Origin of the sequence: Ancylobacter moscoviensis, assembly GCF_007559435.1 — a bacterium.
Taxonomy (GTDB): Bacteria; Pseudomonadota; Alphaproteobacteria; order Rhizobiales; family Xanthobacteraceae; genus Ancylobacter; species Ancylobacter moscoviensis.
The window spans coordinates 444,542-463,204 of record NZ_VMBP01000004.1 but is presented as its reverse complement, the minus strand read 5'-3'; the positions used below and the strand labels follow the sequence as shown (position 1 = coordinate 463,204).

The window sequence follows — 18,663 nt, the reverse complement described above, 5'->3', positions numbered from 1 at the left end:
CGCTCATCAGGCTCCTCCCAGAGCCTTGAATCACGCAACGCCTAAACCCGCTACCGCTTTATGAGTTCGTGACCTAGCTCGTTGAGCCGCGCATTTTCTTCACGCGAACCGGTGCCCACTTCGCTCGAAAATGCGCCCGCCCGTCAGCCTTCCAGCACGGATGAGAGCCGGGCGGCCTGCTCGGCGAGGACCTCCGGCGTCTCCTTGTAGGACAGCGGCGGCTTCAGTTCGATGCCGGTGTGGCGGGGGATGACGTGGACGTGGAGGTGGAACACCTCCTGCCCGCCGGCATGCTCGTTATGCTGGGTGACGGTGATGCCCTCGGCGCCGAAGGCGCTCATCTGGGCGCGGGCGATCTTCTGGGCGATGGCGGCGACGGCCGCCAGATCGTCCGGCGCGACGTCCAGCAGGTTGCGGGACGGCGCCTTCGGGATGACCAGCGTGTGGCCCGGCGCGCGGGGCATGATGTCGAGGAAGGCGAGCACGCGCTCGTCCTCATAGACGCGATAGGCGGGCAGTTCGCCGCGCAGGATCTTCGCGAAGATGTTGCCGGGATCGTAGGTCATCGAAATCCTCCCCTGTCGGCCCGACCTGTCGCAAGCCGCGGGCGGGCGGTCAAGGCTCGTCAGCCGCCTCCGCGCGGAGCGTATGGCGGAAGGGGCCGAGCTCGCTCAGTTCCTCGCCCGCCTCGGCGACATAACGGCGCTCGCGTTCGAGATAATTCGCGACCGCGGCGCGGAACTGCGGATCGGCGATGTAGTGGGCGGAGCGGGTGGTGACCGGCATGTAGCCGCGCGCCAGCTTGTGCTCGCCCTGCGCGCCGGCTTCGACGGTGGCGAGGCCGCGGGTGATCGCGAAGTCGATGGCCTGATGGTAGCAGACCTCGAAATGCAGGAAGGGGTGATGCTCGACGGCGCCCCAGTGACGGCCATAGAGCGTGTCGGAGCCGATGAAGTTGATCGCCCCGGCGATCCAGCGGCCGGCGCGCTTCGCCATCACCAGCAGCACGCGATCCGCCATGCGCTCGCCGATCAGCGAGTAGAACTGGCGGTTGAGGTACGGGCGGCCCCATTTGCGCGAGCCGGTCTCCATGTAGAAATCGAAGAAGGCGTCCCAGGCCTCCTCGGTGATGTCGGTGCCGGTGAGCGGGTGGATGGTGATGCCGTTCTCGACCGCCTCGCGCCGCTCGCGCCGGATCTGCTTGCGCTTGCGGGAGGCGAGATCGCCGAGGAATTCCTCGAAGTCGCCGTAGCCGCGATTGTGCCAGTGGAACTGCTGGTCGGTGCGCGGGAGGAAGCCTTCATCCGCGAGGGCCTGCGCGTCGGGCTCTGTGAGAAAGGTGGCGTGGACCGAGGAGACCTTGCGCATGCGCGCGAGCGTCACCAGCCCGCCGGCAAGCGCGGCGCGCACGGTCTCCTCATCGGCACCGGGCGCCACCAGCAGGCGGGGGCCGGTGGCCGGGGTGAAGGGGACGCTGACCTGGAGCTTTGGATAGTAGCGCCCGCCAGCCCGCTCGAAGGCCTCCGCCCAGCCATGATCGAAGACGTACTCGCCCTGCGAATGGGATTTCAGATAGGCGGGGCAGACGCCGATGACGGCGCCGCTGGGGTCTTCCAGCACGAGATGCTGCGGCAGCCAGCCGGCGGACGGGGACGCGGAGCCGGACTCCTCCAGCGCCGAGAGAAAGGCGTGGCTCACGAAGGGGTTGAAGGGGCGAGATTCAGGTTGAACGGAATCATTTTCAGATACCACCTGAACATCATCAAGCGTTTCATCAACGCGGTATTTCAATGTGTTAGATGTGGATTCTAATCTGATTGTGGAAGTTGAGGGCGCGGCACAGGCGTCCCAGGCGGCGGCCGGAAGCGCGGTGATGTCGCTTTCGACGCGGAGGCTGAACGTATCGTCGGACATGCGGGATCAGGCTCGGCGGGCAAAGGAGGATGCCCGAATGTGCGCCCCTCGCGCCGCGAGCGAAAGAGCGTTCACGAGATCGGGAAAGCCGATGTGGGGCGGCTATCGCGGCGAAGGGTGGGAGCGCGCGACGGAGAAGCCGGAAGGATGGGGCCGGCGCGAGGCGCCGGTCCCGCGCCGGTCAGGGCAGGAAGCCCTCGAAGATCATCTGGTCGGCGTGGCGGGCCGCGACGGCGCGGTCTTCCGGGGTGCGCACGGTCCAAGTCAGCACCGGCAGGCCGGTGGCGCGGCGGGCCAGCGAGACGGCGGTCGCCGGCAGTTCCTTCACGTAATGGGCGATGAAGTCCGGCCTCGTGCGGGGAAAATGCAAGAGGTTGCCCCAGGCGAACTTGGTCGCGGGGCTCAGCATGTCCCATTCCGGGTCGTCGTAGCGGTGTTCCATGGTGATGCCGCGCGGGATATGCGGGGCGATCCGGCGCACGGCGGCCACGAGATCGGGATCGAAGGACATCAGGGCCGCCGGGCCGTCATAGGAGGCGAGCACCTCGACGGCGCGGGCGGCGACCGCCGTGTCGCCGTCGAAGAGGCTCTTCAGCTCGATGACCAGCGGCACGCGGCCGCCGACGCGCGCCAGCAGCTCGGCCAGCGTCATCATGCGGTCGGCGGTGCCGCGCAGCGGGGTGGCCTTGAGCTGCGCGGCGGTGAGGGCTCCGGCGGGGCCGGAAGCGGTCGTCAGCCGCTCCAGCGTGTCGTCGTGGAAGACGAGCGCCTCGCCATCGGCCGAGAGCTGGATGTCCACCTCGATGGCGTAGCCGCGCGCCAGCGCCGCATCGACGGCGGAGGGCGTGTTCTCGATCACGCCGCGCGCCGCATCGTGCAGCGCGCGGTGCGCGACCGGGCGCGCCGTCAGCCAGGTCGGGGCGGCAGACGAGGGGGACATCATGGACCTCAGGCGAACTCGATGACGGCGTCGATCTCGACGCTGACATTGAAGGGCAGGGCCGAGACGCCGACGGCCGAGCGGGCATGGCGGCCGGCATCGCCGAACGCTTCGGCGAAGAGATCGGAGGCGCCGTTGATGACCTTCGGCTGATCGATGAAATCCGGCGCCGAATTGACGAAGCCGACGAGCTTCACGATCCGCTTCACGCGGTCGAGATCGCCGAGCGCCGCCTTGATCTGGGCGATCAGGTTGATGGCGCTCTGGCGCGCCGCCGCGCGGCCGGCCTCGATGTCGGCCTCGGTCTGGAGCTTGCCGGCGAGGAACTTGCCGTCGGCGGCGGAGATCTGCCCGGAAATCCACAGCTGGTTGCCGCTGACGACGTAGGGCACGTAATTCGCCACCGGCGCCGCCGCGGCGGGGATGGTGATGCCGAGGGCCGCGAGCTTGGCCTCAACCGTTCCGGACATGGATATCTCCTGCTATCGTGCTGAGCATGCATATTTGGCGTGCGTCGGCGGGGAGCCGACCCGCAATTGCCATTTTCGATGGGTGATGTTTGGCGGATCGGTCCGCCGTTCGCAAGCCGCGTGTGGAGCCTTCGAGGAGCCGTTTGCCTATGCCTTTCGCTCGTTCCGTTCTCGCCGCCGCCACGATCGCGCTTGTCGGCGGCACCGCCCTGCCGGCCGCGGCCATCCAGCTCACGCCGCACCGCGCCAACTACGCGATCTCGCTCGACGGTTCGAAACCGGCGAACCGCGTGAACGGCGCGGACGGGCAGATCGTCTACGAGTTGCGCGGCAACCCGTGCGCCGGCTATTCCGTGCAGCTGCGCCAGAGCACCGATCTCGCCACCGAGGGTGGGCAGGTGAACAGCGCCGTCTCGACCGCGACATGGGAGGACGGCGACGGCAATTCCTACCGCTTCCGCGTCACCAACACGCTGAACGGCGAGACGCCGGAGGAAGCGGACGGCGTGGCCGAGCGGAAGGACGGCAGGCTGGTGGTGAAGGCCACCAAGCCGGAGGCGGACACGATCCAGCTCGGCAAGAACGTGATGCTGCCGACCCAGCACGTGCTGCGCCTGATCAACAGCGCGGAGCAGGGCGAGCCGATCCTCGAGGCATCGGTGTTCGACGGCTCGCCGGACGCGAAGAAGGTCTACGACACGCTGTCCGTCATCGGGCGCGGCATGAGCGACCCCAAGGGGCTGGAGAACGCGGCCACCAGCGGCGACCTCGCCGGGCGCACGCGCTATCCGGTGACGGTGAGCTATTACGAGCGCGGGGCCGCCAAGGAAACGCCGGACTACATCATCAGCTTCGACATCTTCGACAACGGCGTCAGCCGGAACCTGAAGCTGGACTATGGCGAGTTCGCGCTGCGCGGCACGCTCATTTCCTATGAGGCGCTGCCGAAGGAGGAGTGCGCGAAGTAGGCGTACTCGAAGTAGACGCATTCCCCGGCACCTCGGGCGCGGGCGGCTCGTCCGGCTGGTTGTGATGGGGCTGGTCCGCTCCCCGGCGGCGCGGCGCGTCGAGGGCGATGCCGCGCTCGATGATCTCCTTGCCGAAGCGGGCGCGCAGCGTGTCGGTGGCGAGCTCGGCGAGGCCGCGCTTGGTGCCCTGCGTGTCGACGAGGTCGGCCGGATCGGCGAGGGCGGGATCGGCGAGCTCCGACACGCCGACGCCGATGAGCCGGAAGCGGCGGCCGTCCGTCTCGCGCGCCAGCAATTCGCGGGCGTGATCGAAGATGCGATGGGCGAGGCGGGTCGGATCCTCCAGCGAGCGGGCGCGCGTGATCAGGCGGAAATCCGCCGTCTTCAGCTTCAGCGTCACCGTGCGGCCGGCGAGGTCGGCGGCCTTCAGCCGGTCGGAGAGCTTGCGGGTCAGCCGGTAAAGCTCCTGCTCCAGCGCGCGGAAATCGCTGATGTCGGTGTCGAAGGTGGTCTCGGTCGAGACGCTCTTGGTCTCGCGCTCGGGATTGACGGGGCGGTCGTCGATGCCGCGCGCGAGGCGCGCGAGGCGCAGGCCTTCATTGCCGAAGCGGCGGGCGAGATCGGTCTCGTCGGTGGCCTGCAGGTCGGCGATCAGGCGGAAGCCCTCGCGGGCGAGCCGCTCCTGCGTCGCCGCGCCGACGCCCCAGATGGTGCCGACGCCGCGCGGGGCGAGGAAATCCCTCGCCTCCGCCCGGCCGATGACGGCGAAGCCGCGGGGCTTGTCGAGATCGGAGGCGATCTTGGCGAGGAACTTGTTGGGCGCCAGCCCGACGGAGATGGTGACGCCGATCTCGGCCTCGATGCTGCGAGCCAGCCGGGCCAGTGCCCGCGCGGGGCTCGCGCCGTGCAGCCGCTCGGTGCCGGCGAGGTCGAGGAAGGCCTCGTCGATGGAGAGCGGCTCGACCAGCGGCGTCAGCTCCAGCATCCGCTCGCGGATCTGCCGGCCGACCGTGACGTATTTCGCCATGTTCGGCTTCACCACCACCGCCTCGGGGCAGAGGGCGAGCGCCTTGAACATCGGCATGGCCGAGCGCACGCCCTTGATGCGGGCGAGGTAGCAGGCAGTCGACACCACGCCGCGCTTGCCGCCGCCAATGATCACCGGCACGTCGCGCAGCGCGGGATCGTCGCGCTTCTCGACGGCGGCGTAGAAGGCGTCGCAGTCGATATGGGCGATGTGGAGCGTGTCGAGCTCGGGATGGCGGACGACGCGCGGGCTGCCGCAATGGCGGCAGCGCGGGGCGCCGCTCGCGTCGCTCAGGCAGTCGCGGCAGAAGGCCGGTATCGGTGCCATCCCCGGCGCCATGGCGCGTTCCCCGTCGTTTCCCGCTCAGTCCTCGCCCATATCCGCGTGGAACAGGATTTCCCGCGCCGCCACGACATGGCCGGGATCGATGCCGGCTTCCCCGGCATAGGCGATCAGCAGGTCCTGACGGTTGATCAGATAGTCCAGCAACGCCACATGAAAGGCGGTCGAGCCGGCGACGCCGCGCAGGTCGGCGGGCGAGAGTCCGCTTTCCGCGAGGAAGGGGCCGATCCGTTCGGGATCGCCGGCGAGGTAGCCCAGTGCGCCGAGGCTGACCTCGCGGGCGGCTTGCTGCTGGGAGAGGGGGCGGGAAGGACGGCTTTTCATTTCCGGTTCCGTAAGGAATGCATGTTTAAAGCTAACCGATTGGCAGGCGATGCGTGAGCGAATCCAGCCCACGGTTCCCGCCGCCGACGATCGAGGATCCATCGAGCGATGCCCAAGACCGTTCTGATCGTTGAGGACAACGAGCTCAACATGAAGCTCTTCAACGATCTGCTCGAAGCCCATGGCTATAGCACGGTCGGCACCCGCAGCGGTGTCGAGGCGATGGAACTCGCGCGCCGCCACAGGCCGGACCTGATCCTGATGGACATCCAGCTGCCGGAGGTCTCCGGTCTCGACGTGACGCGCGCGCTGAAGGCGGATCCGGAGCTCAAGTCGATTCCGGTCATCGCCGTCACCGCCTTCGCCATGAAGGGCGACGAGGAGCGCATTCGCGAGGGGGGCTGCGAGGCCTATCTCTCCAAGCCGATCTCGGTCGGCAAGTTCCTCGAAACCGTGCGCCAGTTCGTTCCCGTCGGCTGACGAGCGGGCGCGGCAGGAAGGCAACGCCTTCGCCGAATCGCTGTGCGCGAGCGCATAAACCCGTTGCGTTCCCCAAGGGCTGGAATAGCTTGGTGCCATCCGCTTTCCCTGCGGAGTGCTCGGGTCCGCCGCATCTCCTGGGTCCGTAGGGTCTGGTCGGCGGGCGCTGGGTGTGGATGGCCTCTCCGCTCATCGCCCGCCGATTCCCGTCCGCGGGGCCGCTGCCCGCCCGGCCCGGCCGACCGCCTTTTCCCGATTTCACCGCACCAAATGAAAAAGGCGCCTCGCGGCGCCTCTCGCATCTCGGCATCCGTTCCGGGCCTCGGCCCGGGTCGGGCTCAGATCACTTGATCTTGCCTTCGCGGAACTCGACATGCTTCTTCGCGACCGGGTCGTACTTCTTGACGACCAGCTTGTCGGTCATGGTGCGCGAGTTCTTCTTGGTCACATAGTAGAAGCCGGTGTCGGCGCTCGACACGAGCTTGATCTTGATGGTCGTTGCCTTGGCCATGACCGGAGTCTCCTGGAGCGTGGCATTCGAACGTGGTGGCGCCACGCCGAAGAAATCATGTTCGCGCAGCATCGCTGCCGCTCGTTGCGCGTCCGTATCCGTGATCGGCGCGCGAATGTCAAGGAAAGCCGTTCAGCGATCGCGCCATATCTGACCCGCGACCACCAGCACATACAGCACCAGGAAGGCGCCGATGGTCCAGGCGAAGCCGTGTGGGTCGAAAACCTGCATGCCGCTGCCCACCGCCGTCGGGCCGATGATGAGGCCGACGGAGTAGAGCATGACGAAGGCGGCGTTGGCGGTCGCCAGCGCGGCGCCGTCGAATCGTGCCCCCAGCAGGGCCAGGCCGACCGTATAGAGGCCGGCGACGATGCCGGTGGTGACGAAGGCGACCACCCACATCGACCAGCCGTCGATCGGCAGATAGGGAATCAGGAAGGCGCCGACGACGCCGACCGTGCCGCAGGCGAGCAGCAGCCGGCGGCGGTCGACGCGATCGCTGAGCAGTCCGATGGGAAGCTGCAGGGCGACGTTGCCAAGCTCGGCGACGGTCAGCAGCAGCGCCGCCTGGCCGTCGTCGAGGCCCCGGCGTAGGCCATAGAGCGGCAGGAAGCCGATGAGCCCGGTCTCCACGGCGCCGAAGATGAAGGCGGCCATGGTGGCGGCGGGCGCGATGCGCATCAGGCTGAAGACGCCGCGCGAGCTTTCCTTCTCGATGGCCGGGGCACCCGACGCGCCGATCATCACGGGGATCGACGCCAGAACGAAGAAGACGGCGCCGATCAGATAGGGCGCCCAGCCCTGCGTGCCGACGAGGCTGAGGATCGCCGGGCCGCCGGCGAAGCCCATCGACAGCACCGTGCCGTAAATGCCGATGACGAGGCCGCGCCGGTGGCTCGGGGCGGCGGCGTTGATCCAGAATTCGCTGACGACGAACAGCACGCAGAGCGACGCGCCGAAGATGAAGCGCAGCGGAAACCACAGCAGGAAGGACGGCGTGACCTTGAAGGCGAGAAGGCTCAGCGCGGCGCTGGCGATGGCGGCCAGAAGCAGCGGCGCGGCTCCGACGCGGCGCACGAGGTCCGGCAGGAAGGGCGCGAGCGCGATGGTCGCGACGCCGCCTACCGCCGTGTTGATGCCGATCCAGGTCGAGGAGATGCCGCGCGCGTCCATCTCGAAGGCGAGCAGCGGGATGGACAGGTTGAGACCGAGCCCGACGACGGAGATCGCGGCGATCGCGGCGGCGATGGAGGCGATGTTCACGCCGCGATGAGGGGCGGGGGCATGCATGGCAGACACCGGAAGCACTGCGGGGCCGACGGCCCCGGGTCCCTGGCTCTAGACCATGGATGGCGAAAGTCGAATGACTTTTGGAAATGCCGGCATGCCGGGGATTTGTGGATCCCCGTCCGCGCCTTTCAGCTCAAGGCTTCGCGATAGACCCGCCCGCGCCGGGTGAAATAGAACGGCACCGGCTGCCAGGGCCGGTTTCCGCCCTTCAGCCGGGCCTCGACCTCGTCGACGATGGCGAGGGTGATTTCCGGCAGCTCGGCCTTGCGCGCCTCGGCAATGGTGAGCCAGGCGGTCTCCACGATCTCCGCCTCCGGTCCGACCACGCCCTCGATGCGATGGGCGACGTCGCCGGCATCGGCCATGAAGAAGCGGGTGTCGAAGCGGCGGGCGAGGCGCGGCGGGGTGATGGCGCGGGCGACGAAGGTGAGGGCTTCGAGGTTCGGGAACACGCCGGCGTCGACGAAGCCGTCCCATCCGGCGGGCAGGCGTTCCGGCGCTCCGGCCTCGCGCGTGCCGATGATGAGGCCGGCTTCCTCGAAGGTCTCGCGGATGGCGGCCAGCGCCAGCGCCCGTGCGCGGGCGGCGCTCGGGCGGGAAACACGGGCGGACAGGCGCCGCTCGCTCTCCGCGTCCAGCATGCCGTAGACCGGCACGTGGCGGTCGCCCGCGTCAACGCGCCCGCCGGGGAAGACGAACTTGCCGGGCATGAAGCGCAGCGAGGGGTTGCGCCGGCCGAACAGCAGGCGCGGCGCGCGCGTCGAACGGTCGACGAGGATCAGCGACGCGGCGTCCACGGGACGGATGAGCGGATGGGCCGTGTCGCGCCCCTGGAGCGCGAAGCGGCCGGTAACGTCGGCGGTGTCCATCAGGTCAGCCATGCAGGTCAGCCATGCGGGTCAGGCCATCAGCCCACGGGACGGCCGACCGGCGCCGACTCCTCGCGCCGGCTCGGGGGCAGGGGATCGCGTTCCGGGTCGGTCGGATCGAAGCCGTGCATCCGCATGGCCCATTGGAAGCCGATGAGCGCGCCTTTCACCGGCGGCAGCAGGACGATGGAGAGGATGAGCGTCAGCGGCAACCAGATGGACAGGTGGATCCACAGCGCCGGATGCATCGCCATCTCCACCGTGAGCAGCAGCGGCACGACGATATGGCCGACGATGGTGATGACCATGTAGGGGGGGGCGTCGTCGGCACGGTGATGCCAGAGCTCCTCGCCGCAGGAGGGGCAGTGCTCGTTCACCTTGAGATAGGAGGAGAACAGCGCGCCCTTGCCGCAGGCGGGGCAGCGCATGCGGAAGCCGTTGCTGATGGCCGGGCCGATCGGCCGCGCGGGCTGGGTTTCCATCGGTTAGCGCCTCCTGACGCCCGTGGCGCCTTCTCGACGTTTGCGGCCTAGCGGCGCTTGCCGCGCGGGCCGGGACGCGGCCGCTCGTCGGGCCGCCGGTAGCGGCCGCGACTCCCGCCGCGGAAGCGACGCTTGTCGCCCGCCACATACTGCCCCTCAGATATAAGCTCGAATCGCAGCGCGCCAGCCACCGGAGCGGCTTCCACGAGCTTCACTTCGACGCGGTCGCCGAGCCGGTGCATCTCGCCGGTCTGGTCGCCGATCAGCGCGTGGCGGGCCTCGTCGTAGCGATAATAGTCCATGCCGAGGGTGACGGCGGGGATGAAGCCATCCGCGCCGGTGTCGTCGAGGGCGACGAACAGCCCGGCCTTGGTGACGCCGGAGATGCGGGCCTTGAAGGTGGCGCCGATCTGCTCGGCCATGTGGTGGGCGATCAGCCGGTCGATGGTCTCGCGCTCCGCCGCCATGGCGCGGCGCTCGCTGGCCGAGATGCGGGCGGCGATCTCCGAGAGCTGCTCGGGCGTCACGTTCTCGGGCAGGCCGTCGCGGCCGAAATCGAGCGCCCGGATGAGCCCGCGATGCACGATGAGGTCGGCGTAGCGGCGGATCGGCGAGGTGAAATGGGCGTAGCGGCGCAGGTGCAGGCCGAAATGGCCGTAATTCTCCTGCGCGTACTCGGCCTGCGCCTGGCTGCGCAGGATCACCTGATTGACCAGCGGCGCCAGCTCGGAACCGTCGACGCGGGCGAGGATGTCGTTGAACTGCGCCGGGCGCACCGTCTCGGTCTTCGGCAGCTTGATGTCGAGCGTTTGCAGGAATTCGCGCAGGCCCGACATCTTCTCCAGCGAGGGCTGGTCGTGCACGCGGTAGACCAGCGGCACGCGCTTCTCTTCCAGCGTCTCGGCCGCCGCGACATTGGCGAGGATCATGAACTCCTCGATCAGCTTGTGGGCGTCGAGCCGCTCGGGGACGATCACCTTGTCGACCGTGCCGTCGGGCTTCAGCAGGATCTTGCGCTCGGGCAGGTCGAGTTCGAGCGGGGCGCGGGCGTCGCGCGCCTTCTTCACCGCGCCATAGGCGGCCCAGAGCGGGCGCAGCACGCCCTCCAGCAGCGGGTCGGTCGTCCCGTCCGGCCGCCCGTCGATGGCGGCCTGCGCCTGCGCATAGGCGAGCTTCGCCGCCGAGCGCATCATGATGCGGTGGAAGGAATGCCGCTTCTTGCGGCCGTTGGCGCTGACCACCATGCGCACCGCCAGCGCCGGGCGGTCCTCCAGCGGGCGCAGCGAGCACAGGTCGTTGGAGATGCGCTCGGGCAGCATCGGCACCACGCGGTCGGGGAAATAGACCGAGTTGCCGCGCGCCAGCGCCTCGCGGTCGAGCCCGCTGCCCGGCCGGACATAGGCCGCGACATCGGCGATGGCGACGGTGAGGATGAAGCCGCCCTCATTGTCCGGGTCGAGGTCCGGCGTCGCGTGCACCGCGTCGTCATGGTCCTTGGCGTCGGGCGGGTCGATGGTGACGAGCGGCAGGTCGCGCCAGTCCTCGCGGCCGGCGAGGGTGGCGGCCTTCGCCTCCTCGGCCTCGGCCAGTGCCTCGCGGCGGAAGACGCTGGGGATGCCGTGGGCGTGGATGGCGATGAGGCTGATCGCCTTCTCGGTCGAGATCGAGCCGAGCCGCTCCTTCACCTTGGCGGTGGGCAGGCCATAGGCGTGGTGGCGGACGATTTCCACCGAGACAAGATCGCCCTCCTGCGCCTCCCCGGCGAAGTCCGGCGGGATGGCGAATTCGCGGCCCATATTGCGCTTGTCGATGGGCACCAGCCGCCCGCCGCCCTGCGCATCGCGGCGGAAGATGCCGAGCGTGAGGGCGCGGGCCTTCTCGATCAGCTTCAGCACGCGGCCATTGTGGCGGACGTGGCCGTCGGCCTCCGGTATCTCCTCGGTCTTCAGCAGCACGCGGTCGCCGATGGTCGGAGCCGGGCCGGCGACGCGGCCCCGGCGGGCGAGGCGCACCAGGATGCGCGGGGCCTCACCATGCTCCTCCTCGTCCCAGTCGATGGGCGTGGCGATCAGCTCGCCATCCTCGTCGCGCTCGGTCACCTCGGCCATGACGACGGCGGGCAGGGCGCCGGGGACGTGCAGCTTCCTGCGCTTGCTGCCGATGAGGCCCTCGTCGGTCAATTCGCGCAGCATGGATTTCAGCGCGATGCGGTCGCTGCCGTCGAGCCCGAAGGCGCGCGAAATCTCCCGCTTGCCCACATCGCCGCCATGGGAGGCGATGAACGCCATCAATTCATCGCGAGTGGGCAGGCCCTTCGGCAACGCGGGACGGACGGGCCGCCGGGACTTCGGTTTTGTTGGTTTGCGCACGATTCACCGTTTCTGGGATGGCCGCACCGACGCTACCGGGATCGGGGCGCGGCGTCGACCGGACAGGCAACATGACCATGCGTGAGGCGGCGCCCATCGCTTGCAATTCACAGCGGATGCGCCGAATTTGCCGGCCTTCCGGCGGGTCACAACGCCGATGATGGAAACTGCCTTATGGATGCCCGTTCGCCGGAGGCGGCTCACGCCCCGCTTGCCCATGCCGAGATTCGCGTCATCGTCACCGGCGTCATGGTCGCGATGTTCCTCAGCGCGCTGGACCAGACGATCATCGCCACCGCGCTTCCCACCATCGGCGCGCAGTTCGGCGACCTCGAGGGCCTGTCCTGGGTGGTGACGGCGTATCTGCTCACCGGCACGGCGGTGACGCCGCTGGTCGGCAAGCTGGCGGATATTCACGGGCCGCGGCCGGTGCTGATGGGCGCCATCGCTCTGTTTCTCGTCGGCTCGGTGCTCTGCGCGCTGGCGCCGGGCATGAACTGGCTGATCATCGGGCGAGCGGTGCAGGGGGTGGGCGGCGGCGGGCTGATCGCGCTGGCGCAGACCATCATCGGCCTGCTGATCGCGCCGCGCGAGCGCGGGCGCTACCAGGGCTATTTCGCCATCGTGTTCATCACGTCGAGCATCGCCGGGCCGATCCTCGGCGGCTTTTTCGCCGAGCATCTGCACTGGTCGCTGATCTTCTGGATCAACGTGCCGCTCGGCCTTATCGCGGCGGCGATGAGCTACCGGGCGCTGCGCCGCCTGCCGGCGCATCATCATCCGCACCGGCTGGACATTCTCGGTGCGGCTCTGATGTGCGCAGCCACCGTCGCGCTGCTGCTGGCGCTGAGCTGGGGCGGCACGCATTTCCGCTGGCTGTCGCTGCCCATTCTCGGCCTGCTGGCGCTTTCCGTCCTGCTGTGGGCCGGCTTCGGGCTCAGGGTCGCGACGGCGAGCGAGCCGCTCATGCCGGTCTCGATCCTGGCGAACCAGGTGGTGCGCACCGGCGTGCCGGCGGCGGCCTTCGCCATGGGAACGCTGGTCGGCCTGTCGATCCAGATGCCGCTTTATCTCGAAGGGGTGATGGGGCTGACCGCCTCCGAATCCGGCGTGGCGCTCATTCCCCTGATGGCTGGCGTGGTGGTGGGTGCGACGGGCGCGGGCAAGGTGATGGGCAGCGTGACACACTACAAGCGGCTGCCGCTTGTCGGCCTCGTCGCCAGCATGGCGGCGCTCAGTGTGCTGGCGCTCTGGCCGCTGGGCCTGCCGGTGATCGTGGTCGGCCTCGCGATGGGCGTGACGGGGGTCGGGCTCGGCACCGTGCTGCCGGTTTCCACCGTGGCGATCCAGAACGCCGTGCCGCTGCCGCAGATGGGCACGGCGACCGGCGTGGTGAACCTGTTCCGCTCGCTCGGCGGCGCGGTGCTCACCGCCGGCTTCGGCGCCATCGTCATCGGCATGTCCGGCATCGAAGCCAGCGCGCTGCTCGAACGGCTGCTGGAAGGACGCGCGCAGGTGGCGCCGCTGGCGGACGCGTTCCGCTGGGTGTTCGTCGCGGCGGCGGCGTCGCTGGCGGTGTCGCTGGTCGCGATGATCGCGATGGAGGAGCGACCGCTGCGCTCCGGCCACGCGCCGGCGCCCCTGCCGGAATAGGGGCTATTCGGCGGGCGCCAATGAGAGACCGTCATCCCGGCCGAAGGCGAAGCCGCAGGGCCGGGATCGCTCCCCATCCTTGATCCGAAAACGCTCCCGGATCGGTCCTGCGGACCGTCCGGGATGACGATAAATGCGATGAGAGGCTAGGGCTTACCCGCTCTTCTTCACGGGCGACTTCTTCGCGGCGGCCTTTTTCGGCGCCGCCTTCTTGGCCGGCTTATCGCCGCTCGCCGTCTTCGCCGCCGCGCGCCGCGCCGGCTTGGCGGGAGCCGAGCCGGCCTTGGCGGTGATCAGCTCGACCGCCTGTTCCAGCGTCACCGTTTCCGGCGCCACCGATTTCGGCAAGGTGGCGTTGACCTTGCCGTGGTTCACATAGGCGCCGAAGCGACCCGGCCGCACCGTCACCGGCCCGCCAAGAGTCGGATGCTCGCCGAGTTCGCGGCCGCCGACGGCGCCGCGACCCCGGCCGGGACCCTTGTTCTGCTTGTCGGCGATCAGCGCCACGGCCCGGTTGATGCCGATGGAGAGCACGTCGTCGCCGGGCTCGAGATTGGCGTAAGTCTTGCCGAGCTGGACATAGGGCCCGAAGCGGCCGATGCCGGCGAGGATCGGCTCCCCGGAATCCGGGTGCCGGCCGATCTCGCGCGGCAGCGACAGCAGGGCGAGCGCCGTCTCCAGGTCCACATCCGCCGGCGCGAGGCCCTTGGGCAGGCTGGAGCGCTTCGGCTTCTCGCCGTCCTTGGCCTCGCCGAGCTGCAGATAGGCGCCGAAGCGCCCGTCACGCACCGTGACCTCCAGCCCGCTTACCGGGTCGGTGCCGAGCACGCGGGTGCCGTTCGCCTCCGCCGGGTTGTCGGAATCGCCGTTCTGCGCCGCCAGCGGGCGGGTGTACTTGCATTCGGGATAGTTCGAGCAGCCAATGAAGGCGCCGAACTTGCCGACCTTCAGCGACAGCCGGCCGGTGCCGCAATTCGGGCAGAGGCGCGGGTCGCTGCCGTCTTCCTTGGGCGGGAAGATGTGCGCCGTCAGCATACCGTCGAGGGCGGCGATGACGTCGGAGACGCGCAGTTCCTTGGTTTCGCCCACGGCGGCGGTGAAGTCGCGCCAGAAGTCGCGCAACACGTCCTTCCACTGCAGCTCGCCGTTGGAGATGAGGTCCAGCTTCTCCTCGAGATCGGCCGTGAAGTCGTATTCGACGTAACGGTCGAAGAAGCTTTCGAGGAAGGCGGTGACGAGCCGGCCCTTGTCCTCGGGAACGAGGCGGCGCTTGTCGAGCTTCACATATTCGCGGTCGCGCAGCACCGCCAGCACGGAGGCGTAGGTCGAGGGCCGGCCGATGCCGAGCTCTTCCATGCGCTTGACGAGCGAGGCTTCCGAATAGCGGGGCGGCGGCTCGGTGAAGTGCTGGTCGGCCTTGATGCCCTTGCTGGCGAGGCTTTCGCCGGAGGACATGGACGGCAGGCGGCGGTTCTCCTCGTCTTCCTCCTCGTCGTCGCGGCCTTCGCGATAGAGGGTGAGGAAGCCGTCGAACTTCACCACGGTGCCGGTGGCGCGCAGTTCCAGCGCGCGGGCACCGGCCGACGTGCCGCCAACCTGCGCGTCGATGTCGACGGTGGTGCGTTCCAGCTCGGCCGATTCCATCTGGCTGGCGACGGTGCGCAGCCAGATCAGCTCGTAGAGCTTCGCCTGCTCGGGTTCGAGATGCCGGGCGACGTCCTTCGGCCGGCGCGAGAGGTCGGTCGGGCGGATCGCCTCATGCGCTTCCTGCGCATTCTTCGCCTTGGCGGTGTACTTGCGCGGGGCCGACGGAACGTAGCGGTCGCCATAGTCGCGACCGATGACGGAACGCGCCTGGGCCACCGCCTCCGGCGCCATGTCGACGCCGTCGGTACGCATATAGGTGATGAGGCCGGCCGTCTCGCCGCCGACGTCGACGCCCTCATAGAGGCGCTGGGCGATGCGCATGGTCACGGCCGGCGCGAGGCCGAGCTTGCGGCTGGCTTCCTGCTGCAGCGTCGAGGTGGTGAAGGGCGGGTAGGGGTGGCGCCTGGCGGGCTTGGCCTCGACCGAGCGAACCTTGAAATCGGCCGCTTCCAGCGCCTTGCGGAAATCCGTCGCCTCGGCCTCGCTGCCGACGTCGAGGCGGGTGATCTTCTTGCCGTCGGCGCCGACGAGGCGGGCCTCGAAGGTCTCCTGACGCGGCGTCGCCAGCGTGGCGGCGATCGACCAGTACTCGCGCTTGACGAAGGTTTCGATCTCGCGCTCGCGGTCGCAGACGAGGCGCAGCGCCACGGACTGCACGCGGCCGGCCGAGCGGGCGCCCGGCAGCTTGCGCCACAGCACCGGCGACAGGGTGAAACCGACAAGATAGTCGAGCGCGCGGCGGGCCAGATAGGCGTCGACCAGCGCCGCGTCGATGGTGCGCGGATGCTTCATCGCATCCAGCACCGCCTGCTTGGTGATGGCGTTGAACACCACGCGGGAGATCGGCTGGTCCTTGAGCGCGCGCTTTTCCTTCAGGATCTCCAGCACGTGCCAGGAGATCGCCTCGCCTTCGCGATCCGGGTCGGTGGCGAGGATGAGGCCGTCCGCCTCCTTCACCGCGCGGGCGATGTCGGACAGGCGCTTCTGCGCCTTGGGATCGACATCCCACAGCATGCGGAAGTCGTGCTCGGGATCGACAGAGCCGTCCTTGGCAGGAAGATCGCGCACGTGACCATACGAGGCGATGACCTCGTAGCCCGGCCCGAGATATTTGTTGATCGTCTTCGCCTTGGCAGGCGATTCGACGATGACGACCTGCATGCCCGCCTTGTCCGTTGATTGGTATAGCCCCAGGAGGCCGGGAAAATGGGGTAGCCGCCCCGGCCTGTCAAATGGCAACGGGAGGTAGGGGGCTGCGTGAGGGAGGTTGCGTGGCTTTTTGGCTGACCAGGGGCGGCATCAGTTCCTGTTTGCTCGTTTTGCGAGTATATATCCAGCTGATGCACGCGATGGTAGTTTTCCGTCGACTTCCCCTCATATCCCGGTGACGCTTTCCGCGATGAACAGGTCTTCCGCAACCGACAGGAATCGCGATCCGATCAACGAGCGCGATGCCGCCGCCTATATCGCCACGATCACCCGTGAGCTGGCGGCTCTGGCGGAAGGCGCCGGCATGGAGGTCCTGAAGTATCTTCTGGAAATGGCGCGCGACGAGGCCCAGGCGATCGCGCTCGAAGAGAAGAAGCGGCGCCCGTCCTAGGGCCGTCCCGGGACTAGAAGCCCAGCGAGACCGTGCCGTTGACGTGCCGCTCCAGCCGTCCGGCCAGTTCCAGTTCCAGCAGCAGCACCTGCACCTCGGCGACGCCGGCGCCCGAGAGCACGACGATGTCGTCGACGGGCATCGGCACCGGGCCGAGCAGCCCCAGCACCCGCCCGCGCGCATCCTCGCTCGGCTCCGGGGCGTCCATCCCCTCGTCGGCGGCTTCCTCCATGTCGAGGCGCGACGGCCGGTCCCGCAGCGATGCCAGGACCTCCAGCACGTCCTCCGTGCCGGTGACGAGCGCGGCGCCCTGCTTGATCAGCGCGTTGGTGCCGCCCGCCCGCGGGTCGAGCGGCGAGCCGGGCACGGCGAAGACCTCGCGTCCCTGCTCGGCGGCGAGGCGGGCGGTGATCAGCGAACCGGAGCGCTCCGCCGCCTCGACCACCACCACGCCGAGCGACAGGCCGGACACGATGCGGTTTCGGCGGGGAAAGTCGCGGGCGCGGGGCTCCCAGCCCATCGGCATCTCCGAGAGGACGGCGCCCTCGGAGGCGATGCGTTCCAGCAGCGGCTCGTTCTCGCGCGGATAGGGCCGGTCGTGGCCGCCGGCGATCACCGCGATCGTGCCGGTGGAAAGGCTCGCCTCATGGGCGGCGGCGTCGATCCCGCGGGCAAGGCCGGAAGCGACCACCCATCCCGCCGCGCCCAGGCCCCGGGCGAGGCGCAGGGTCATGGTCCGGCCGGCGCCGGAGGCATTTCGCGAGCCGACGATGGCGACGGTGGGCTGCAGAAGGACGTCGTTGCGTCCCCGCACCGCCAGCAGCGGCGGCGGGTCGTCGATCTCGCGCAGCAGGACGGGATATTCCGGCTCGCCCAGGGCGATGAAGCGTCCGCCGAGCCGCGCCAGCGCCTCCATCTCCGCTTCCGCCTCGGCGATGGAGGGAATGTGCGGGGGAATGAGCCGCCCGCCACGACGGGCGAGGGCGGGCAGGGCTTCCAGCGCCGCGCGCGCGCCGCCGAAACGGTTGATCAGGCTGCGGAAGGCGCGGGGGCCGACATTCTCCGAGCGGATCAGGCGGAGCCAGTCGCGACGTTGTCCCGGATCGAGGTGAACGCCGCGCCCGCTCAAGGCCTATCCCTTCTTGCCGATCCGGCCTTCTGTCCCGTCGACGAGACGGCGGATGTTGGCGCGGTGCATGACCCAGAGCAGCGCGGTGAGGATCGTCAGCAGCAGGCAGGTCTGCGGGGAGGCGAGCACGAAGGCGGCGAGCACGGTGAGCACGCTCGCCACCAGCGCCGCGAGCGAGGAATAGCGGGTGACGAAGGCGACGGTGAGCCACGCCGCCGCGAACACCAGCGCCGCCTGCCAGACGAGGGCGAGCGTCACGCCGAGGAAGGTCGCGACGCCCTTGCCGCCCTTGAAGCCCAGCCAGACCGGGAAGAGATGGCCGAGGAAGGCACCGAGGGCCGCCGGCAGAGGGCCGTTCTCGCCGATCAACCAGCCGGCCAGCAGCACGGCCACGGTGCCCTTGAGCGCATCGCCGAGCAGCGTCGCGGCGGCGAGGCCCTTGCGGCCGGTGCGCAGGACGTTGGTGGCGCCGATATTGCCGGAGCCGATGCTGCGGAGGTCCTGGGTGCCGGCCCAGCGCGTGAGCAGAAGGCCGAACGGAATCGAGCCGAGCGCGTAGCCGAGCAGCAGCGCCACATAGCTCGACAGCGGGGGCAGGGTCAGGCTCATGCAGACGACCTTAAAGGCTTTTGACGGAAAGCACAGGGG

At 69.0% G+C, this 18,663-nt stretch carries 18 protein-coding genes; 4 read left to right on the top strand and 14 right to left on the bottom strand.

What is annotated here, in order from left to right; translation table 11 throughout:
* Positions 1-143 precede the first annotated feature (143 nt).
* The 4 genes from FO470_RS14680 to FO470_RS14665 form a co-directional block, all read right to left on the bottom strand.
* Entirely contained in the window at positions 144-566 is a 423-nt protein-coding gene (locus FO470_RS14680; RefSeq protein WP_144343696.1) for an HIT family protein, read from the bottom strand.
* A gap of 49 nt (positions 567-615) precedes the next feature.
* A complete protein-coding gene (locus FO470_RS14675) occupies positions 616-1,914 on the bottom strand; it encodes a GNAT family N-acetyltransferase (RefSeq protein ID WP_144343695.1) in 1,299 nt (432 codons plus the stop codon).
* Positions 1,915-2,095: 181 nt separating this feature from the next.
* Positions 2,096-2,854, bottom strand: coding sequence for a glycerophosphodiester phosphodiesterase family protein (locus FO470_RS14670; protein ID WP_186291970.1), 759 nt, complete (start codon positions 2,852-2,854; stop codon positions 2,096-2,098).
* Positions 2,855-2,862: 8 nt separating this feature from the next.
* A complete protein-coding gene (locus FO470_RS14665; RefSeq protein ID WP_144343693.1) occupies positions 2,863-3,324 on the bottom strand; it encodes a RidA family protein in 462 nt (153 codons plus the stop codon).
* 149 nt (positions 3,325-3,473) lie between these two features.
* Here FO470_RS14665 and FO470_RS14660 point away from each other — a divergent pair, with 149 nt between their 5' ends.
* Positions 3,474-4,292 (top strand): cell envelope integrity EipB family protein, encoded by an 819-nt coding sequence (locus FO470_RS14660; RefSeq protein ID WP_144343692.1) that lies wholly within the window; start codon positions 3,474-3,476, stop codon positions 4,290-4,292.
* Here FO470_RS14660 and FO470_RS14655 read toward each other — a convergent pair.
* Both FO470_RS14655 and FO470_RS14650 read right to left on the bottom strand, forming a co-directional pair.
* Positions 4,249-5,658: a DNA polymerase IV gene (locus tag FO470_RS14655; protein ID WP_418655057.1), complete on the bottom strand. Its 1,410-nt coding sequence runs from the start codon at positions 5,656-5,658 to the stop codon at positions 4,249-4,251. The two genes, FO470_RS14660 and FO470_RS14655, sit on opposite strands and share 44 nt — an antisense overlap.
* A gap of 24 nt (positions 5,659-5,682) precedes the next feature.
* On the bottom strand, positions 5,683-5,985 hold the full coding sequence (locus tag FO470_RS14650) for a DUF3572 domain-containing protein (RefSeq protein WP_144343691.1): 303 nt from the start codon (positions 5,983-5,985) through the stop codon (positions 5,683-5,685).
* Between the two features lie 108 nt (positions 5,986-6,093).
* Between FO470_RS14650 and FO470_RS14645 the strand changes: the two genes are divergently transcribed.
* A complete protein-coding gene (locus tag FO470_RS14645; RefSeq protein ID WP_144343690.1) occupies positions 6,094-6,465 on the top strand; it encodes a response regulator in 372 nt (123 codons plus the stop codon).
* Between the two features lie 343 nt (positions 6,466-6,808).
* Here the strand turns inward: FO470_RS14645 and rpmG are convergent, their stop codons facing one another.
* The 5 genes from rpmG to rnr all read right to left on the bottom strand — a co-directional run bounded on the left by rpmG (position 6,809) and on the right by rnr (position 11,905).
* Positions 6,809-6,976: a 50S ribosomal protein L33 gene (gene rpmG, locus FO470_RS14640; protein WP_144343689.1), complete on the bottom strand. Its 168-nt coding sequence runs from the start codon at positions 6,974-6,976 to the stop codon at positions 6,809-6,811.
* 132 nt (positions 6,977-7,108) lie between these two features.
* On the bottom strand, positions 7,109-8,266 hold the full coding sequence (locus FO470_RS14635; RefSeq protein ID WP_144343688.1) for an MFS transporter: 1,158 nt from the start codon (positions 8,264-8,266) through the stop codon (positions 7,109-7,111).
* Positions 8,267-8,394: 128 nt separating this feature from the next.
* The gene (locus FO470_RS14630; protein ID WP_246659594.1) at positions 8,395-9,147 is read right to left on the bottom strand and encodes an NUDIX hydrolase; all 753 of its coding nucleotides are present in this window, start codon (positions 9,145-9,147) and stop codon (positions 8,395-8,397) included.
* A gap of 26 nt (positions 9,148-9,173) precedes the next feature.
* Positions 9,174-9,617, bottom strand: a complete 444-nt coding sequence (locus FO470_RS14625; protein ID WP_144343687.1) for a DUF983 domain-containing protein — start codon at positions 9,615-9,617, stop codon at positions 9,174-9,176.
* 47 nt (positions 9,618-9,664) lie between these two features.
* On the bottom strand, positions 9,665-11,905 hold the full coding sequence (gene rnr / locus FO470_RS14620) for a ribonuclease R (protein WP_246659593.1): 2,241 nt from the start codon (positions 11,903-11,905) through the stop codon (positions 9,665-9,667).
* Positions 11,906-12,160: 255 nt separating this feature from the next.
* Between rnr and FO470_RS14615 the strand changes: the two genes are divergently transcribed.
* Entirely contained in the window at positions 12,161-13,639 is a 1,479-nt protein-coding gene (locus tag FO470_RS14615; RefSeq protein WP_144343685.1) for an MDR family MFS transporter, read from the top strand.
* Positions 13,640-13,792: 153 nt separating this feature from the next.
* Here FO470_RS14615 and topA read toward each other — a convergent pair whose 3' ends face one another.
* Positions 13,793-16,447 carry a type I DNA topoisomerase gene (gene topA, locus FO470_RS14610; protein WP_144343684.1) on the bottom strand — a complete coding sequence of 885 codons (2,655 nt, stop codon included), beginning with the start codon at positions 16,445-16,447 and terminating at the stop codon, positions 13,793-13,795.
* 238 nt (positions 16,448-16,685) lie between these two features.
* On the opposite strand from topA, the gene FO470_RS14605 reads away from it, so the two are divergent.
* On the top strand, positions 16,686-16,886 hold the full coding sequence (locus tag FO470_RS14605; RefSeq protein ID WP_144343683.1) for a hypothetical protein: 201 nt from the start codon (positions 16,686-16,688) through the stop codon (positions 16,884-16,886).
* 13 nt (positions 16,887-16,899) lie between these two features.
* Here FO470_RS14605 and dprA read toward each other — a convergent pair whose 3' ends face one another.
* Together dprA and plsY are read right to left on the bottom strand one after the other, a co-directional pair.
* The gene (gene dprA, locus FO470_RS14600) at positions 16,900-18,015 is read right to left on the bottom strand and encodes a DNA-processing protein DprA (protein WP_144343682.1); all 1,116 of its coding nucleotides are present in this window, start codon (positions 18,013-18,015) and stop codon (positions 16,900-16,902) included.
* 3 nt (positions 18,016-18,018) lie between these two features.
* Complete coding sequence (gene plsY, locus FO470_RS14595; RefSeq protein ID WP_144343681.1) at positions 18,019-18,624, bottom strand: glycerol-3-phosphate 1-O-acyltransferase PlsY; 606 nt, start codon at positions 18,622-18,624, stop codon at positions 18,019-18,021.
* Positions 18,625-18,663: the final 39 nt, after the last annotated feature.

Excerpts from the sequence above, each read along its gene's own strand:
- FO470_RS14680 (WP_144343696.1), bottom strand. The coding sequence starts at position 566 with ATGACCTACGATCCCGGCAACATCTTCGCGAAGATCCTGCGCGGCGAA.
- FO470_RS14675 (WP_144343695.1), bottom strand. The coding sequence starts at position 1,914 with ATGTCCGACGATACGTTCAGCCTCCGCGTCGAAAGCGACATCACCGCG.
- FO470_RS14670 (WP_186291970.1), bottom strand. The coding sequence starts at position 2,854 with ATGTCCCCCTCGTCTGCCGCCCCGACCTGGCTGACGGCGCGCCCGGTC.
- FO470_RS14665 (WP_144343693.1), bottom strand. The coding sequence starts at position 3,324 with ATGTCCGGAACGGTTGAGGCCAAGCTCGCGGCCCTCGGCATCACCATC.
- FO470_RS14660 (WP_144343692.1), top strand. The coding sequence starts at position 3,474 with ATGCCTTTCGCTCGTTCCGTTCTCGCCGCCGCCACGATCGCGCTTGTC.
- FO470_RS14655 (WP_418655057.1), bottom strand. The coding sequence starts at position 5,658 with ATGGCGCCGGGGATGGCACCGATACCGGCCTTCTGCCGCGACTGCCTG.
- FO470_RS14650 (WP_144343691.1), bottom strand. The coding sequence starts at position 5,985 with ATGAAAAGCCGTCCTTCCCGCCCCCTCTCCCAGCAGCAAGCCGCCCGC.
- FO470_RS14645 (WP_144343690.1), top strand. The coding sequence starts at position 6,094 with ATGCCCAAGACCGTTCTGATCGTTGAGGACAACGAGCTCAACATGAAG.
- rpmG (WP_144343689.1), bottom strand. The coding sequence starts at position 6,976 with ATGGCCAAGGCAACGACCATCAAGATCAAGCTCGTGTCGAGCGCCGAC.
- FO470_RS14635 (WP_144343688.1), bottom strand. The coding sequence starts at position 8,266 with ATGCATGCCCCCGCCCCTCATCGCGGCGTGAACATCGCCTCCATCGCC.
- FO470_RS14630 (WP_246659594.1), bottom strand. The coding sequence starts at position 9,147 with ATGGCTGACCTGATGGACACCGCCGACGTTACCGGCCGCTTCGCGCTC.
- FO470_RS14625 (WP_144343687.1), bottom strand. The coding sequence starts at position 9,617 with ATGGAAACCCAGCCCGCGCGGCCGATCGGCCCGGCCATCAGCAACGGC.
- rnr (WP_246659593.1), bottom strand. The coding sequence starts at position 11,905 with ATGGCGTTCATCGCCTCCCATGGCGGCGATGTGGGCAAGCGGGAGATT.
- FO470_RS14615 (WP_144343685.1), top strand. The coding sequence starts at position 12,161 with ATGGATGCCCGTTCGCCGGAGGCGGCTCACGCCCCGCTTGCCCATGCC.
- topA (WP_144343684.1), bottom strand. The coding sequence starts at position 16,447 with ATGCAGGTCGTCATCGTCGAATCGCCTGCCAAGGCGAAGACGATCAAC.
- FO470_RS14605 (WP_144343683.1), top strand. The coding sequence starts at position 16,686 with ATGAACAGGTCTTCCGCAACCGACAGGAATCGCGATCCGATCAACGAG.
- plsY (WP_144343681.1), bottom strand. The coding sequence starts at position 18,624 with ATGAGCCTGACCCTGCCCCCGCTGTCGAGCTATGTGGCGCTGCTGCTC.